Genomic DNA, 17,655 nt, shown 5'->3' with positions numbered 1-17,655 from the left:
GTAGAACTATGAAAGCAATCTTGAAAAGCGTATTTTTAACTGGTTTGGTGATGACAGGTATTGCAAGCACATCTTTATGTGCTGTTAAGCCTGTAGTTGCTCAAGAGGAAGGGGGTTATGAACTCATAGCACCTACAGGCGTTGTTATTAAAGGGGTAAGTACTGGCGATCGCCCTGTCTATCTAGATGCCAATCGGAGCTACGAATATCACTTACGAGTTCCCAGAGGTACATATTTTGGCAATACTTATATCCCTGCTGGTGCAGTTATTGAAGGAAAGTTTGAGCCTACTCGTGGAGGTTTGCGCTATGTAGCGAATTCAGTCAGCTTTGATGATATGACTTACGGGCTTAACGCATCTTCCGATCTCATTGAAGGGTATGGCAGTACTAGCAGGAATGCCGTTGCTAAAGATACAGGAATTGGGGCTGCAACTGGGGTTGCAATAGATGAGTTATTTGGTCACCACTTATCTTTGGGCCATATTTTAGGTGGTGCTGCGGCTGGTGCTGCTGTAGGGGCTGCAACTTCTTCTTCATCCCATCAAGTTGTTACTATTTCGCCTGATAGGATTATTACTCTATATAATTCTGGTAGTTAAGTTTTTGCGTCAGTTTTACCCCACCACCCTCTCCTAAAAAAACTACGGTGTACACCCAAGTCTTTTAAAGTGCATTAAAAGTGGTTTCGATCCTCCCTAACCCCCCTAAAAAAAGGGGGAACTCCATTTAGATGCAAAGTGTAAGAAAAAGAAACCCACTGTTTGTCCAATAACGGGTTTCTAAGGATTTGTCAATTTTCATATTGTCATTTAAAAGTCATGCAGATATAGCAATCCTAAATCATTTGGAAAAAATTTGGATTGCTAATAGCTAATGGCTAATGGCTAATAGCTAATGGCTTTTTGACCATTAGCTATTAGCCCTTTAGGTATCTCAGGAGCACAGACGCTATGTGCCTTGCACACGCTCCGCGATGTCTTTTTGCTATGCCCGTAAGGGCTATACGGGTTCGCCAGTCCCCAGGGCGAGGGAAACCCGCCTACAGCACTGGACTCACCGCCTGCTTTCTCTGGTCTCACCATTAGCAGTTTTCACTCTTATTTTTATATTTCATTTAGGACTGCTATATCGAGTTGGTATTTTGAAGAGATAGTGTATTGTGTAAATCTAATCTATAAGTATTGTCTTGGTTGGTTGGAATTTTTAACAGTCAAGATAAACCAGTGAAGACGTAAGTTAGAAAGCTTCAATATAGCAATCTTACATTTATAGAATAAGAAAAATTGATACTCCAAGATATCGTGTTGATGATGACAAATATTTTACATCTGTTAGAGAGTCTACCGACCCATTTAGAGTTTCTGCTGTTTTAGACATAAATCTTTCCAAGTTCTTGACATTTACTGCCTACAGTGAAATCAACAGAAGAGATTTGCAAGGTTAAATGCTTTTATATATTACCTTGCTCATCAACATTAAAGAGCTAATTGAGTTCTTTCATGAAAAATTATTAGGTTTAACATTCATACAGAGGAGCCAAGATTATGTATTTCTCCACCTACCTACCTGCACAAACAACAGTAACAGCTGCTGAAGTACGTACACAAATGCCAGTGGCTTCTGCACCTGGGTTTACAGTTGCTCAGTCTCAGCCAGTACAACAAAATCCTGGCGCTAAAAAACTGGGGTTGACGGGTGATTACATTGGGGTTGGTATTAACCCTGGTGTAACGAGTGGCGGACATAGTGATGATAAATCAGACTTAGGAGGTGATGTTACTGCACGTATTGCCATACCAAAGACACAATTATCAGTACGTCCTTCTGCGATTATCAGTCGCCACAGTGCAGATCTTGTCCCAACTGTTACTTACGATCTGCCCGTTGCTAAAAATACTAACGTATTTGGTGGTGGTGGCTATTCTTTTGTTACAGACGAGGGTAGAGATACTCCATTGGGAAATAAAAATGCTCCAATCATTACTGGTGGTGTAGAAACTAAAATCAGCAAAAATGTGAATGCTTATGCCAGTACTGATTTGGCTTTTGATGCTTACCGCAACAGTTCTACAGATGCGCTGGGCTTTCAAGTAGGCGTTGGTTATAACTTTTAACTGGCTGGGATTTACGCAACCTCAACTGTTTTTTGAGGATTTTATGCGTTCTAAATTCTTCCAAACCTTACCAAGAGGGGCTACGCGTAAATCCCAGTCACCAAAAAATGGACGTTCTATCACAGTTGTGCGTGCATAATCTCTCCACCTCGTTCTAAGGACAATTACGTTTGGCAGCTTTGCTCCTTCAGCAGTTTCAGCAAATAAGCTTGCATAACGGAGTGTTGATACAAACTAACACGAACCACCATAATACCAATTTAATATGAAGCTGCATACAATTAGCCTGCGTATAGCCCTTACGGGCATAGCCTGCGGCATCGCGTAGCGTGCGCTTTGCGCTTAGGCAGGCTTTATTTGTATAGCCGAGGCAGCGCGTTGCCCAGAGCAGCGCCGTGCCCAGAGAAGTTGCGGCTTGGGGGTTTCCACGTCAGATGCTTCACTTGGGCAAAGACGACAGGTGCTTCAACGGAGGTTTCCTGCGTTGAAGCGCCTGCCGTCCACTCTTCTAGAGTGAGGGCAATAATGTGCAACTTCACATAGAATTGGTATAAGAGCACAATGCCTTGCGTTTAACAACTCAAATGACAACTACAAAAAATAGAAATTTTATTATAGTTATACGTGCATAATATCTCCCACCTTGCATCTTGAGTACGAGAGGCGGAGCCTCTCTTCAGGCATTCCCAGATAGAGCCTGGGAACGAGAGATGCGAAGTTTAGGGAACCAGGGCATTACGCCTTCATGCTCAAGCACAAAAGGTTAGAGACTAGTTTCAGCCATTTTCACTTGATGCGATACAAATAGCCATCAGTTCACCGAATATATAGTAATATCGAAATTCTTACGTATTGAGAGTGCTGGATTATTTGGAAATAACATATTAGCGATCGCGATTTGCATTAAATATTTTTGTTGACAAATTGTATCCAATCAACCTGGTATGATTGAGGATGTTTACGGTCAATCACTTGGCTGTACCTTATACCAATCCTGACGTATGTTCTCTCCTCAGAACAAACGTAGGGCTGCACCTACCGCCCTACTTAGTATTTTTATTGTCTTATCGATCGCACCTGCGATTGCTGAATCCTCTTTCATTACAGTCGCACCAGATACGACTAACCAAAACAAGTTAATTAACAATGCGATCGCTGATTTAGCTGGGATACCTGCAAGAAAAGCGATCGCTACTGAGGACAAGAAAGCGCCTGTTCCAGGGACAAGATTTCCAGCACACTCTAACCAACAGCTTTTGAGGATTTTACAAAGAGCAGGATTTGGAATTTTCTCAGATAATATGAGAAGTAAAATGCTTCTGGCAACTGTTTTCTTAGCTTTACCTATAGAAAACACAGCAGATGGAGCCATAGAGCAAACAATTGAAAGCACGAGCAGCCCCAAGCAGAAGAATCTCTTTTCTTGGCGAAATGTCAGGCTCAACGGCATGGGGTATATTTCTGGTATGTCTATTTCTCCAGTTGCCCCACACGATGTCTATATCAGAGCAGATATAGGAGGCGCGTACCGCTACGATCGAAAGAATGAAAAGTGGATTCCCTTGATGGATATGTTCTCTTCAAGCTTCTCAGGGGGATCTGTTGGTGTTGAAAGTATAGCTGCCGATCCGGTCAACCCGTCTCGAGTTTATGCTGTTGTCAAATCAATATCAGGTGTTAGCAACAACGGAAGTAAAAAAGTTAATACTTATGCAGGGGAGGTTTTAGTTTCAAATGATAGGGGTAAAACGTGGAATCCAACTAGCTTTGTTAAACACGGTATTTATGTTGGTCCAAACGATGATTACCGTAATGAAACAGGAGAACGGTTAGCGATCGATCCTAATAATCCTAACATTATTTATTTTGCTTCCCGCAAACACGGATTGTGGAGAAAAGAAAAACAGAATGATTGGACAAATCTTAAGGGAGGTCTACCCGCTCCTGGTTCTTTATCTGTAGCTGCAACCAATATTGAAAAAAGCTCATGTACTTCCGAGCGTTCAACTTCTACCAGTACTGAAAATAAAAAGAAAGAAAAACAAGAGAAGCCCGGTCCTGGCTTTACCTTCGTCGTTTTTGATAAGACAACAGGTAAACCAGGAAATTTAACACCGACTCTGTACGTTGGTATTCACGGTAGTGGTGTTTGGCAAAGTAAAAATGCCGGGAAATCCTGGAGAAATATTGGGGGTCGTCAAGATCCATTACGTGCCGCAGTTGCTTCTGATGGAACGCTTTACGTTAATTATGGAACTTATGGCGAGAATAACAAAACTGGTGGTATAGCAAAATTTCAAAATGGAAGATGCTGGGATATTACGCCCGATACAAAAAACAGAGTTTACGCAGCTATTAGCGTGCAAAGAGATCGCCCTACGGTGGCTATGGCTATATCAGATCGGATGGTTTATCGAACAAAGGACGGTGGAAAATCCTGGCAGCGCATTGAGATGGCTATGGGAAGTAAAGACCCTAATTTTCCAGATGCCCCTGTTAATTCATCAGCGCCTGAATACTTCTTATCCTATGCCAGTGAAGGAGCAGCATCCATCGTTATAGATCCCTCTAATCCACAAAAAGTTTGGTGGACAAATGGCTGGGGAGTTGCACGCACAGACAATGCAGATAGTGAAAAGCCAGTGTATAGTTGGGTACAAGAAAATTTGAACGAGCTGGCTGCTACAATGGTAAGGGTACCGCCAAAAGCACTGTCAGACGGCGGAGCAGAACTAGTCATTGCATCTCAGGATACGATCGGGTTTCGGGTATCCTCTCGCAACCAAGTTCCTAAAAACAAGATTAATCCTGTGGGAATTCCTGTCAACCCAGCTACAAAATCTTGGGCTAATCCTAACTGGGATGTCTATCCAATACCATTTCCTCATGTAGCAACCGGAACAAGTTTAGACTACGCTTACACCAAACCCAATTACATGGCGGTAGTAGGGTTTCATAATTGGCAAGGATTTTGGCCAATTCATGGGTATTCTTCCGATAATGGAAAGACTTGGAAAGCTTTTGAATCATTTCCTGTTGGGAAAGATTCCTCAAGTGAATATGCTTCCGGAGGTCAGATTGCTATCTCACCTACCAATCCACTTAATATGGTGTGGGCACCTACATGGGGACCCAGTACACATTATACGATGGATGGTGGGAAAACATGGAAACCTGCCTTGACGAATAACGGAGAACCTTTACCTAATTCTTGGGGGAATAGGATTCATCCATATGTAAGTTCCTACATCGTTACAGCTGACAAAGCTGATTCTGAAGGAAAAACATTTTATTACTTTGATGGAACTGCATTTTACTATAGTAAAGATGGTGGTACAATCTGGACTAAAAGCAAGGCTGGAGATTTCCCCAGCTTGATTTTGCGCCCCATTATTCTCTCTAATCCACTTAAGCCAGGAGATGTTTGGCTCAGCTTTCAACGCAATCCAGAAGATATACAACGCAATCCTCTGTATCGATCTATTGATGGAGGTCAAACTTTTAGTAAGGTTAAATCTGTCGATTCTAGCGAGCTCGTTGCTTTTGGTAAAGGAGACAACAATATTCCTGCTATCTACCTGTTTGGACGCGTGAATGGAGCACAGAAAGATACTCTGTATAAATCAGAAGATATGGGAAAAACTTGGAAAGCTATTAGCGATCCTCAGACACTCCAATTTCCAGCAGCTTATTGGATGGAAGGCGATATGCGCCAGAAGAATATTATTTATGTCGCTACTATCGGTCGTGGCGTTATGGTTGGTGAACTTCAGTATTCTCAAACTTTCAATGTCTTCACATTTACCAAAAGTGTAGTTGATAATATAATGAAGCTTTTCTAGATTTTGTATAATTGGACGGGCGAGAACGCCCATTCTACAAGAATCTGATTGATGCACAGTAAAAACATTTACGAGATTTACGAGCAACACTCATATATCTACTGTCACAATTGAACCTTGCGGCTGATTATCTTTGATTGCGATCGCTCCACCGTGAGCTTCAGCTACCATTTTGCAAAATGTAAGTCTCAGCCCAATTTGGGAAGCTCCACTTACCAAACTCCCTAACTCATACTGCTCGAGAATGGATTGCTGTAAGTGTTTGCTACTAGTTCCTTCATCGGTAATGGTAATAGTTGCTTGTTTGAGAGGTTCGGTTGTATTTGAATAATTAACGCGAAATGTAATCGTGCTCCCAGAAGGAGACGACTCAATTGCGTTAGTCAGGAGATTATCTAGCAAGCGCTGGAACAGATTGGTATCTATGGAGAGCCAGCGTCGTTGCTTTTGGAGTTCGGTTTTTAATTGTATTTGCTTGGAATTAGCGATCGCCTGAAAATTCGCTATGACTACTTCCACAAGTTCATTCAGGTCTACCTCAACGCGATTTAGCAATAACCTGTTCGATTCCATCTTCGCCAATCGCAATAAACCGTTGACGATCGCATCAATCTCCAGACCAGCTGCATAAACCATTTCTGCACGTTCCCGGTCTTTAGACTCTAGATTGCTTTGCAGTAATAAGTGGCTTCCCAGTAACAGAGTAGACATTGGTTGTCCTAAATCTTCCACCACTAGCTTAGATAAATCATGACGCAGGTTAATAGTGGCTTGCAGTGCATCATACTGTTGCTTAATCCGCAGCATGGAACGGACACGAGCGCGTAATTCCAGCCCGTTAACGGGTTTTGTGAGAAAATCATCGGCTCCAGATTCTAAAGCACGTGCTAGATCTTCCTTAGAATCCAGCGCTGTTACTATAATAATGGGAATATGTTTCCAAAGAGAATTTGCCTTTATACGGCTACAGGTTTCAATCCCATCTATTTCTGGCATCATTACATCCAGTAAGATAGCATCGGGAAGATTTGTTTCCAGACGGTTTAAAACTTCTTTGCCACTGTTATAGTAGTTCAGGTGGTATCCTTCGCGCCGCAGCAGCAACTCAATAACCTCAAATCCGTTTGGCTCATCATCAACTATCCACACAGATTGTTTGCGTTCCATTGCTCTTGCCATTTGTTAGTTGTTAGTTGTTAGTTGTTATAGCAGTCGGTGTAGGAATTACAAACACCTTTTCCTTGTCCCTCTTGTTCGGATCTTAAATAGGATTGCTTTAGTTGTCAGTTGTGACTGGGTTAAGATTTTTGGAAATAGCAGCGACTAGCTCTTTTAAGCTGACTGGTTTTGGTATGTAGTCGTTCACCCCAGATGCTATAACTTTTTCTCGATCTGTTGCCATGACAAATGAGGTCAAAGCAATGATGGGAATGTTTGCTGTTTCAGCATCCGCCCGGAGGAAGCGCGTAGCTTCTAAACCATCCATTTCTGGCATCTGTACATCCATTAAAATGAGATCGGGTTGTTGTGTTTTTGCTATCTCTACTGCTTCTCGTCCATTCTTAGCCAGTAAGATCCGGTATCCTTTCGCTTTTAAATACTGCGTCATGGTGAAGACGTTTGTTTCATTATCTTCTGCAAGCAGCAATAGAGGAGAGGGGGATGGAGGAGAGGAGGGAGAGGGGGGAGATGAGGGGGAGGGGGGAGAAGGGGGAGATAAGGAAGCCGGTCCTACCTTGTCTCTTACTTCTTCCCACGGAAGTGCAATTGTAAATCTGCTACCAACTCCTAGTTCGCTTTCAACGCTTACAGTACCGTTGTGTATTTCCACAATTCGCCGAACTAATGATAATCCTAACCCCGTTCCAGCAAATCGACGGGTATAGGAGGTTTCTAACTGGACAAAAGGTTGAAATAAGTTGGGTATGTTCTCAGGAGCAATGCCAATACCTGTATCTTCTACGGTAAAGTAAATCAGTTTAGCTGTTGAATCTGCTTGAACTTCAATCGATACTTTGCCTCCTTCTGGGGTAAATTTGACGGCATTGCTTAACAAGTTGATGAGTGCTTGGCGGATGCGTCTTTCATCCACTTGAATAAGATCTATTCCTTCTGGTAAATGCGAACTCAATTGAACCTTTTTCTTAAATGCTATCTGTTTCACAAAGCTGAGGCTGTAGTCACACAATCCCCGAACCGATGTGAAACCCAGTTGTAGTTCCATCTTACCAGCTTCAATTTTGGCAAGGTCGAGGATGTCGTTAATGAGTTCCAGTAGGTGCTTACCGCTTTTTTCTAAGGTGGTGAGAGATTTTCGCTGTTCTTCTGTCACAGGTCCGCACACTTCATCGTTGAGTGCTTCTGTAATTCCTAGAATGGCATTGAGGGGAGTCCGCAGTTCGTGACTCATATTTGCTAAGAAGCTACTTTTGGCACGGTTGGCAACTTCGGCAGCTTCTTTCGCCTCGCGCAAAGCGATTTCAGCCAGTTTGCGATCGTTTACTTCTAGTGCTAGCGCTACAAAGTCGGCAATTGACCCTACAAAGTTTTGTTCGGTCAGTTCCCACTCGCGTGGTTCGGTTCCGACTTGTTCGTGAAATACCATTCCAACGACTTCTCCCCCAATTAAAATGGGGGCATCAATCAGGGATATAATGTTTTCTGGCTCTAGCAGTTCATCCCATAATTCCTGTACCCGTGGATCGTTGCGAGTGTCGGTCACGGCGATAGTACGGGCAGTTGCTAGCGCTTGAAAGTAAATTGGATGGTCTGCTGCGTTGCGTTCGCTTCCTGCGGAGTGTCTCTGCTGGCTGCGTTCGTAAAGGTTGGCGCATTGTAACTTAGTCCGATCGCTATTATAAAGCCACACGCTGACTCTCTCTACTTCTAAAGCGTTGGCTGCTTTTTGTGCGATCGCTTGAAATGCCGTTTCCAAATCTCCATCTGCGATCGCCTTATGATTTGCCAGTTCCGATAAGACTAAACTGTGTTGCTGCAGTCGTTGCTCGTTCTTCATCCGCTCTTGAATTTCTTGCTGTAACTCTTGAGTTCGCCGTTCAACTCGCTGTTCTAACTCTTCGTTAGCAGTTGCTAAGGCAGCAAAAGATGCGCGTAATTGCTGTGCCATTTGGTTAAACGATTCACTCAGCGCTTCTAGTTCATCGATCCCCCTTACTGTGACTGTTGGGATTGAATCCCCATGAGCAAAATCTTCTTCTGTAGCTCTAAGTGCTAACTCTTTAGCAGCAAAACTTAAGCAATGGATTGGTTTCGCTATCCTGCGGGCGGTGAAAATTCCCAACACTGTGGCTAGTCCAAAGGCTGCAATACAAAGCCAAATGGTGGTTTGAGTGTTGCGATCGATCTGCTCCATGAAATCTGCTTCTGGAACAACCACTGCAATCAGCCAATCTACACTCAGGTTGCTTTGCAATGGTCTGACATCTAAAAACTGCTGTTGGTTTTGAAATTGAAATTTGAGTTGCTCTAAATTCTTTATCCGACTAAAGTTCCCAAATTTACCAACCAAATATTGAGCCGTTGCTTTAGTTAAAGAATTTTCACTTTCAGTTGCAGCGATCTGTATTAGCTGATTCCCTTTTATCCGAAATGGCTCATTAGGTGTAGAACTTGCTACTAAATGCCCCGAGCGATCTAGAATGAGAACCTGACCCAATTTACCGACGCGGATGGAATCTAAGAATTTATCAATTTTGTCTAGGGGAATTAAGGTGCTTGTGACTCCCAATAATTGATTTTGTTCGTTATATATTGGCTGTGATGCACTAATAATAAGTTGTAATTCGTTGAGATCGGTGAAAATCTGACTGAAGCTAAATTTTTTATTTTTAACTGCAACTTGATAGAAAGGACGCGATCGCACGTCATAATTTTTAAACACCTTGATAAGTCGAGTTTGTTTTCCGACTTTATACTCAACTTCGTAAGTTTCTAAATCGTATCTAGTCGATTTTCCCGCTTTTCTCAGCAAAAACCTTGTTTCATTCACGCGTTGGAGCGATAAGAACTCGCGCTGCTCATTTCCAACCGCTAGAATAACACTCATAGGGTCAAATAATTCTAACTGCTGTATCATGTAAGGTTCCCAATCTGCAAGATTTCGCAGATTGAGCAGCCCAAAATCAATGGTATTTTGGTTGCTGCGACTCACTTGACTTGGTGTAGACAGATAAGTTTGTAGTTTTTGCTCTACTCGAGTGGCGACTTCTCGACGCAATTCGCCAGCCACATCATTCACTGCTTTCTCTCCGTTACGAATGGATAACCAAGCAGTTAATCCTACAGCTAGCAAGATTTGTAGGAGAAACGATCCCACGAGAACCCGACTGAGGGGTACGCTTCTTACTAAAGGAGAAAGCCAGCTTTGCAAAGGGTTTTGGCGCATCTACTTGGTTTATCCTTGGCGATTGGGGACAAGGGGGACAAGGAAGAGAGTCGGATGTATGAATGCAACTTGATATCAGCTACTCAAATGCTCCCAATGCTTTGAGTGTTGCTCGTTGTGCTTCTGATAAACCAGTTACACCTGTAATGTTGGTTCCTTCATAGGGTCTATCGGCTCTTATTGTTTTGAGGCAGTCTCCAGTATTAATATCCCATAATTTGATAGTTTCATCTGCACTACTGCTTGCAAGGATGTTACCTTGAGGATTAAAGCCGATGGATAACACCTGGCTTGTGTGTCCTCTTAAAGTCTTGAGGCATTGTCCGGTATTGACTGCCCAAAGTTTTACGGTTCGATCTGCACTGGCACTGGCAAGGGTTTGCCCGTCAGGGCTGAAACTAACTGATAAAATATGATTATTATGTCCTTGTAAAATTTTAAGACACTGCCCTGTCTCTACATCCCACAATCTCACGGTTTGGTCTGCACTTCCACTAGCAAGAATGCCTCCAACACCTCTTATTAAGGGCGGAGAGGAGGGGATCGGACTAAAAGCAATACACAAAACCCAGTTGGTGTGTCCTTGTAAGGTTTGAAAGCACTGTCCGGTATTGATTGTCCAAAATTTCACGGTTTGATCTGCGCTGCTACTGGCGATCGCTTGACCATCTGGGCTAAAACAGACTGAAAAAACGTTTCCTTCGTGTTCTTGCAAGACTCTCAAGCACTGTCCTGTTTCGATATTCCACAGTCGCACAGTACAATCCGCACTACCACTGGCTAATATTCCCCCCGAGTTGCTCTTATTGAGGTGACTAAAGGCGACTGAGAAAACTTTTTCTGTGTGTTCCTCTAAAGTCTTGAAACATTGTCCCGTTTCTACATCCCATAACTTGATTGTTCGATCGGTGCTACCACTTGCTAAAATGCTCCTTGCTTCTCGAGTTTCGTGAAATGCAATGGCGGAAACTTGGTTTGTATGCCCTTGCAACACTTTTAAGCATTGCCCGGTTTCGCTATCCCACAATCTTACCAAATGGTCATTACTCCCACTGGCAAGAACGACCTCTGCTTGTTCGCTCCTGTTTAAGGAAAAACCAAAGCATACTGAAGGTATCTGGTTGGTATATCCTTGTAATGTTTTAAGGCATTGGTTGCTTTCCGTATCCCATAGCTTGACCGTTCGGTCGTCGCCTCCACTAGCAAGAACTGAACCATCAGGATTAAACTCTAGGGTTCGTACCCAATTGGTGTGTCCTTGTAAAACTGCGATACACTGCCCTGTAGCAGTATCCCACAGCCTAATTGTGCGATCGGCACTTCCACTGGCAACAACTAATGCATCTGGGCTAAATTTCAGACACAGAACTTGACTGCTATGCCCTTGTAATGTTCCGATCGATTCCCCTGTTTTGATATCCCACAATTTTACAGAACCGCTTGCACTGCCAATAACTAAAATTTCTCCCGTTCCCTGGTTGGAGGATGGAGCAAACGCCATACATTGGGCTCTTTCGGTATGCTCGTATAAGGTAAGAAAACATTCCCCTGTTTTTGTATCCCACAACCTAATAGGTTCTTCATTGCTTGCTGTTGCCAAAATATGACTATCGGAACTTATAGCAACGCAATGAATGGGGCTCATATTATCTTGCAAACTTGTCAAGCATTCCCCTGTTTCTACATCCCAAAGGCTGACTGTGTTATCTCTTGCTTGACTGATAAGAATTTGACATTGATGTGTTAAAAGAACGCTTAAAACTTGGCTAGTATACCGTTGCAATGTTCGTATAACTTGCCCCTTATTCACATCCCAAAACTTAACGATTTGGTCTTGACCTCTACTGACAAGAATGGGGCTCTCAGGATGAAAATCAATGGAGATTATCTGACTTGTATGCCCCTTTAAAGTTAATAGCAACTGACCGTCTGTTGCTCGCCATAAATAAATATCGCCTTTATCATCACCAGTTGCTAGAATTTCACCGTTTGAGTTGAATGCGATCGCTAATACGTTACCAAAAATTTGTGTGAAAATAGATTTACTAAGTTCGGCACGGGCTAAATTCACTTGATGCAAAGTGAGTCCTTGAAGGTTAGCTTGCCAAATCGGTAATTCAGAAAAATCAAAGCCTCTTAAATCCGTTTTGAGTTGAGAAAGCAAGTTGAAAACGTTTCCACCTAAATATCCCGATTCCTTCGGTGCTTGTTGGCGCTGATAGGAAAGCATTTGAATCAACTGCACTTCAATGGCTTTTCTAGTTCCTAATTTACGCAGCAGTTCGGCAATTATAGGATTGACAATTAATTTAATTTGTGCGTCTTTAATATAATCTTTTGCAGCCGCTTTCAGGAGAGCGTGAGTGTGAATGAGGGGAGTAGGGGGAACAGGGATATAAGGAGATAAGGTAGAATCTGTTCCCCGGTCTACTCCATTTCCCCAGTCCCCTATTTCCTGACTAATCTGTTCAACTAACCGCTCAGTGACATACTCCATAATGACGGGTTGCATTGTCTTCTTTTGAAAGCTTTGCTCGAGAAGAGAGCGTCTGAGTAAGGATTCTAAAGCTTCTAGAAGTTGATGCTTGAGTAACTTAGGGTAAATATCATCTTCGAGTTCCACAAGCGAAACCCCTTCACGATTAATAGCGAGCCAGTAAATTACACCTTTTTCTGTATGTGTTAAGCGTTCAAATTGTCGATCTAGCAGTAGGCGAATGCTGTTGAAGCTAGAAATACCTGCTTCTAGAAAAGCACTAACATCACCACCAAACAATTCTTGAATAGTTGTAGCAACAATTTTAAGGGCTAGAGGATTTCCACTGTACCGTGAAATCAATTGCTCGCTTTCTTGTTGGGATACAGAAAGCCCTTTAATACTCAGTAATTCTCGAGCTTCCGCTTTCAGCCCCGCAAGTTGCAACGTTCTCACAGGAAGAGCTTCTCCTGCTTGCATGGCGATTGCATTGGGCTTTTCTCGGCTAGTTAACAATAAACAGCTTTGGTGTGGAACTTCACCTATATTGCGAAGCAATTCATCATAACCTTCACAATCTGTTTGGAACGTTCCTGCATACACCCCACTCTGCATTAATGTTTCTAAATTGTCCAACACAATCAAGCAGCGATGTTCCCGGAGAAGTTCCATCAATTTGGAAAGCTTCCCGGCTTTGGTTTCTGGTAGTTGAACCGCGTGTTGGGGGGATAAAAATTTCAGCAAATCGTCTAAAAGATTTGTGAAGGGAGGTGCATGACGCAGACTCCGCCAGATCGCAAATTCAAATCGATCTTGGATCTGCTCGGCTAACTTAGTCACCAGTGTCGTTTTGCCAATTCCACCGCTTCCAAGTAACGCTACCAACCGACAATGTTCTTGAAGAATCCATTGCTCGAGTACAGCCAGTTCCTCCACGCGACCGCAGAAGAAGGAGACATCGACAGCTTCACCCCAGTCTGTGAGGGTATGGGGAGTGGAGTGAAGAGGTGAAGGGGTGAGGGGGTGAGGGGGGGACGATTGTTCTTGTGGTGATATTTCTTGAGTTGTTGTCCTTACGTTTAAACTCTGTTTTGCACCAGTGTAGTCTTCTGGCTCCATTTGCAAGCCCACTGCCTTAAATACTAAGGCTATTGAATCTCGATCGACTCCCTGTCCGCGCAAAATTTTCCTAATTGTGGCGGGATGCAAACCCTGACCTTCAAGCTGAGACCGACGAACGAACTCTTGAACTGGATAACGTTCGATTTCTAGCTGACGTATCCGGTTCTCTAACTTTGCTTGTCCTTTAGGACTAAGTACAACACCTCTACTTCGTTGTCCTACGGGCAAATCCATGATCTTGGCTCTGTTAGATTAAATATTAATATACTACTTTTGGAAGAAGATTAGCACGAGTTACTGGTTACTGAAAGGGTAATTGTGCTTCACGGACTTGCTTGTTCAACAAGCTTATACTTGTATACGCAACTGATAAACTTAATATTTCTAAAATAATAAATTCAATAGACGTATCCCGTCCTGTACTGTTAAAGATATCCCATAAAGCATGAAGTAATACTGCTGTTAAAAAAGCCTTTACCACTTGCCAATTCAATAATGTATTGTGCCCTACTTGATTTCTCTGTCTCCACATAACAGCACATACAAGCCCAGTCCAAGCCGCGTGTCCGGCGGGAGAGAATAATCCACGAGCAAGCAAAACTCCATCAAGAACGACCAAATTTCCTTTTGATTCCAAAAGGGATACGAAACTGTAGCCCATTGTCTCAAGTGCAGCAAAACCCATCCCGGAAGCAGTCCCTAGAAGTATTCCTGCTGTTAAAGAACGATGACGCCCTTGTAAGTAATACATTAAAGGAAAAATTAGTTTAGCACTTTCTTCAATCAGTCCAACACCAAGCATGGGTAAAAAACCCAACGCTTTGAAGACATCGTACTCTAAATTTCCTGCAATAACCGTGCCTGCAACTCCACCCCAAAGAAAACAGATTGCCATTGGGGGTAATAAGTCTTCCCAATCAGGTAAATTTTCATATAAATAAGTTACAAAAGTAACAGGAACGAGGAATGAACCTAGTAAGATAACACTCGGTATAAAGTTGGGGTTATTGGTCGTGATAACAGCTTTTTCAACAAGATACAGCAGAACCAGCCCACTGAGGAATATTTGAAACCACCTGCGTCTGATAAAAGCCATATATTTACGAGATGATTGAGTGACATAGTTATTATGGGCTTAAAACTAGAATTAAGTCCAGGCAAGATAGCATAGAAAAGCTATAACTTATCACAAAACATTAAAGGGTTCTGGTAAATAGGTATCACAATCCGCTTGGTATCCAATCTCCCAATACAAACGCGATCGTGCAAACTTACTTATACTTGTAACACGGTAACCACTTGCGTGCAACAATCTCAACGCAACAGGAGAATGCTCTCGCTCCAAAAGATACAGCTACTGACAACAGATTTAATAATTCTGCTAAATCGTCGCCAGTGGTTGAAGCCCAAGGATGGATCTCAGGAACGAATGGTAAGGCGGTTCTTGTATAAGCGTTTGAGAGTTTTTCTCTAAAAAATCAAACAGCCCTACCCGATGACAGGGCTAAGCGGATCGTGCTCACCACCACCATCGCGACAGTCCCAATCAGACGTATTTGCCTTTCAAGAAAATCTTCCCAAGTTCTTAACTTTTTCTTTCTACAGTCAGACTACAAGCATAAACCAGTTGAAAATCATGAATAATTTAAACCAAGATACCAGAAATAATTCTCAGGAAATTGATAAATTTACATTAGATCCAAAATTACAATCTGACAAACCATCTTATAGAGCATGGAAAAAACCAATTACTTATTTAGGATGCGTGCTAGTTGGCGCAGGAATGACAGTTCTTACTATGCGCTACCAAGCAAATCATTTTTTGCTACCTCAACCACTAGCTTCCAATCAACCAGTTAATGCAACTCAATCACCTGTTAATTCTTCTACACTTGATAGTTTGAACTTTATCACCTCAGTCGTGAATCAGACTGGACCTGCTGTTGTTAGAATTGATTCTACTCAAACGGTAAAAAACCCTCAGGCTAGTGTTTTTAACGATCCATTATTCCGGCAATTTTTTGGCTCTGAAATTCCTAAAGTGCCATCAAATGAGACTGTCCACGGAATTGGTTCGGGCTTCATTATTAATCCTAATGGTGAAATTCTAACGAATGCTCATGTCGTAAAAGGAGTGAAAACAGTAACCGTTACCCTTAAAGATGGACGTACTTTTAAAGGTAAAGTTATGGGTAGCGATCCCGTAACAGATGTTGCTGTAGTTAAAATTTCGGCTAATAATTTGCCAGTAGTGTTATTGGGTGATTCCGAGCGCCTCAAACCAGGACAATGGGTGATAGCGATCGGAAATCCCCTCGGTTTAGATAATACCGTCACTCAAGGTATCGTCAGTGCTACAGGTCGTTCTAGTTCTCAGGTAGGAATGCCAGATGAACGAGTTAACTATATCCAAACTGATGCTGCTATTAATCCGGGTAATTCTGGTGGACCGTTGTTAAACTCCTCCGGTCAAGTCATTGGAATGAATACTGCAATTCTTAAAGATACTCAAGGTTTGGGTTTTGCAATTCCCATTAATGTCGCTAAGACGATCGCCAATCAAATCATCACTAAAGGGAAAGTTGAGCATCCTTATTTGGGTATTCAAATGTTAACGCTTACACCTGAAGTGAAACAAGAACTAAACAGCGATCCCAACTCTCCAATTAGTGTTGATGAATCTCAAGGGGTGCTGGTTGTCAAAGTGATACCTTCTTCGCCTGCTGCTCGTGGGGGAATCCGCGCAGGTGATGTTATTGAGAAGGCAAACAATCAAGCTGTTGATAGCTCAAATGAGTTGCAACAAATTGTAGATAGTACTTCTATAGGTAAAAACTTACAATTACAAATTCAGCGCCAAGGAAAAACGCTGAATGTAAATTTGCAACCGGGGGTGTTACCTACAACAAATAACAATGACAGTGACAGTGACAGTGACCAGTAATCAGTGACAAATGACAAAATTTTAGTTATGGTACAGCGAACTCAAATATCCAGCAATAAGTCTTTTTCTTTTCGTACTAACACCACGATCGCAGCAATTATTGGAACCGCTTTGGTAGTGGGAATTCTCATTGGTGTGAGTGTAAGTACTGTTGCTAATTCCAGCCCAGATAATGTCGCTAGTAGCACCTATATTGACAGTTCTGCGCCAGATGCTGATGTCTGCGTGCAGTATGGAGCAAGTGCTATTGTTACGGATGCTCGAATCTTTGTTACCCTGAACCCCTTTAGGGTGTATGTTTCTCAACCGCGAATGCAACCTGGATGTGTTTTGCGTACAAGTGATTGGTCAATTCTGCAACAAAAAAACTTGGTAACATCTCAACAAATCAGCACTTGTAAAAACAGTTTAAATACTTTTGCTTACACGGGTAAATTAGAAAATTCGCCTCAAATTTCTTGTGTTTATCCAAATAATGCAGCTGGAAATCTCTTTGTCCCTCAAGCAACTACTGCTACAACAACACCTTAGTTTAAATATATTTAATGTTCTTTAGGTTTGAAACTTATGTCTGTATTTAACAAGCAACACATAAACCAAATCCAGTCAGAAAACTTTTGGGATAACTCTGCTAAAACCGTTATTTTTAACTTTATTACCGCTTTGATAATTCGTACCTTTATTGTTGAAACACGTTATGTACCTTCTCAATGGAACCTACTATTCAACCAGGTGAACATTTGATGAGT

At 42.3% G+C, this 17,655-nt stretch carries 10 protein-coding genes; 6 read left to right on the top strand and 4 right to left on the bottom strand.

The genetic code is table 11. From position 1 onward, the window contains the following. The first annotated feature begins 8 nt into the window (after positions 1 to 8). The 3 genes from AB0756_RS21065 to AB0756_RS21055 all read left to right on the top strand — a co-directional run bounded on the left by AB0756_RS21065 (position 9) and on the right by AB0756_RS21055 (position 5,959). Positions 9 to 602, top strand: coding sequence for a hypothetical protein (locus AB0756_RS21065; RefSeq protein ID WP_050046632.1), 594 nt, complete (start codon positions 9 to 11; stop codon positions 600 to 602). Positions 603 to 1,547: 945 nt separating this feature from the next. Continuing rightward, positions 1,548 to 2,117, top strand: a complete 570-nt coding sequence (locus AB0756_RS21060) for a hypothetical protein (protein ID WP_038108657.1) — start codon at positions 1,548 to 1,550, stop codon at positions 2,115 to 2,117. Between the two features lie 1,001 nt (positions 2,118 to 3,118). After that, positions 3,119 to 5,959, top strand: coding sequence for a sialidase family protein (locus tag AB0756_RS21055; RefSeq protein WP_167844787.1), 2,841 nt, complete (start codon positions 3,119 to 3,121; stop codon positions 5,957 to 5,959). A 90-nt stretch (positions 5,960 to 6,049) separates the two neighbouring features. Here the strand turns inward: AB0756_RS21055 and AB0756_RS21050 are convergent, their stop codons facing one another. From AB0756_RS21050 to AB0756_RS21035, 4 genes are all read right to left on the bottom strand, one after another. Beyond that, positions 6,050 to 7,138 (bottom strand): hybrid sensor histidine kinase/response regulator, encoded by a 1,089-nt coding sequence (locus AB0756_RS21050; RefSeq protein WP_202048674.1) that lies wholly within the window; start codon positions 7,136 to 7,138, stop codon positions 6,050 to 6,052. Positions 7,139 to 7,235: 97 nt separating this feature from the next. After that, complete coding sequence (locus AB0756_RS21045) at positions 7,236 to 10,364, bottom strand: ATP-binding protein (protein WP_167844788.1); 3,129 nt, start codon at positions 10,362 to 10,364, stop codon at positions 7,236 to 7,238. A 79-nt stretch (positions 10,365 to 10,443) separates the two neighbouring features. After that, on the bottom strand, positions 10,444 to 14,196 hold the full coding sequence (locus AB0756_RS21040; RefSeq protein ID WP_038074387.1) for a WD40 domain-containing protein: 3,753 nt from the start codon (positions 14,194 to 14,196) through the stop codon (positions 10,444 to 10,446). Between the two features lie 67 nt (positions 14,197 to 14,263). Further along, on the bottom strand, positions 14,264 to 15,058 hold the full coding sequence (locus AB0756_RS21035; RefSeq protein WP_038074385.1) for a PrsW family intramembrane metalloprotease: 795 nt from the start codon (positions 15,056 to 15,058) through the stop codon (positions 14,264 to 14,266). Positions 15,059 to 15,598: 540 nt separating this feature from the next. Here AB0756_RS21035 and AB0756_RS21030 point away from each other — a divergent pair. The 3 genes from AB0756_RS21030 to AB0756_RS21020 are packed head-to-tail and all read left to right on the top strand — an operon-like array spanning position 15,599 to position 17,650. Beyond that, positions 15,599 to 16,906, top strand: coding sequence for an HhoA/HhoB/HtrA family serine endopeptidase (locus AB0756_RS21030; protein ID WP_038074382.1), 1,308 nt, complete (start codon positions 15,599 to 15,601; stop codon positions 16,904 to 16,906). Between the two features lie 3 nt (positions 16,907 to 16,909). Continuing rightward, the gene (locus AB0756_RS21025; protein ID WP_336604394.1) at positions 16,910 to 17,437 is read left to right on the top strand and encodes a DUF3172 domain-containing protein; all 528 of its coding nucleotides are present in this window, start codon (positions 16,910 to 16,912) and stop codon (positions 17,435 to 17,437) included. 36 nt (positions 17,438 to 17,473) lie between these two features. Further along, complete coding sequence (locus AB0756_RS21020) at positions 17,474 to 17,650, top strand: hypothetical protein (RefSeq protein ID WP_153021428.1); 177 nt, start codon at positions 17,474 to 17,476, stop codon at positions 17,648 to 17,650. Positions 17,651 to 17,655 lie beyond the last annotated feature (5 nt).

Origin of the sequence: Tolypothrix campylonemoides VB511288_2 (assembly GCF_045999855.1) — a bacterium.
Taxonomy (GTDB): domain Bacteria; phylum Cyanobacteriota; class Cyanobacteriia; order Cyanobacteriales; family Nostocaceae; genus Scytonema; species Scytonema bouteillei_A.
Note: the sequence above shows the minus strand (reverse complement) of the source record. Positions and strands in the feature narration are given on the sequence as shown.

Bases quoted from the DNA above. Each gene is read 5' to 3' on its own strand.
- AB0756_RS21065 (WP_050046632.1), top strand. From the start codon at position 9: ATGAAAGCAATCTTGAAAAGCGTATTTTTAACTGGTTTGGTGATGACA.
- AB0756_RS21060 (WP_038108657.1), top strand. From the start codon at position 1,548: ATGTATTTCTCCACCTACCTACCTGCACAAACAACAGTAACAGCTGCT.
- AB0756_RS21055 (WP_167844787.1), top strand. From the start codon at position 3,119: ATGTTCTCTCCTCAGAACAAACGTAGGGCTGCACCTACCGCCCTACTT.
- AB0756_RS21050 (WP_202048674.1), bottom strand. From the start codon at position 7,138: ATGGCAAGAGCAATGGAACGCAAACAATCTGTGTGGATAGTTGATGAT.
- AB0756_RS21045 (WP_167844788.1), bottom strand. From the start codon at position 10,364: ATGCGCCAAAACCCTTTGCAAAGCTGGCTTTCTCCTTTAGTAAGAAGC.
- AB0756_RS21040 (WP_038074387.1), bottom strand. From the start codon at position 14,196: ATGGATTTGCCCGTAGGACAACGAAGTAGAGGTGTTGTACTTAGTCCT.
- AB0756_RS21035 (WP_038074385.1), bottom strand. From the start codon at position 15,058: ATGGCTTTTATCAGACGCAGGTGGTTTCAAATATTCCTCAGTGGGCTG.
- AB0756_RS21030 (WP_038074382.1), top strand. From the start codon at position 15,599: ATGAATAATTTAAACCAAGATACCAGAAATAATTCTCAGGAAATTGAT.
- AB0756_RS21020 (WP_153021428.1), top strand. From the start codon at position 17,474: ATGTCTGTATTTAACAAGCAACACATAAACCAAATCCAGTCAGAAAAC.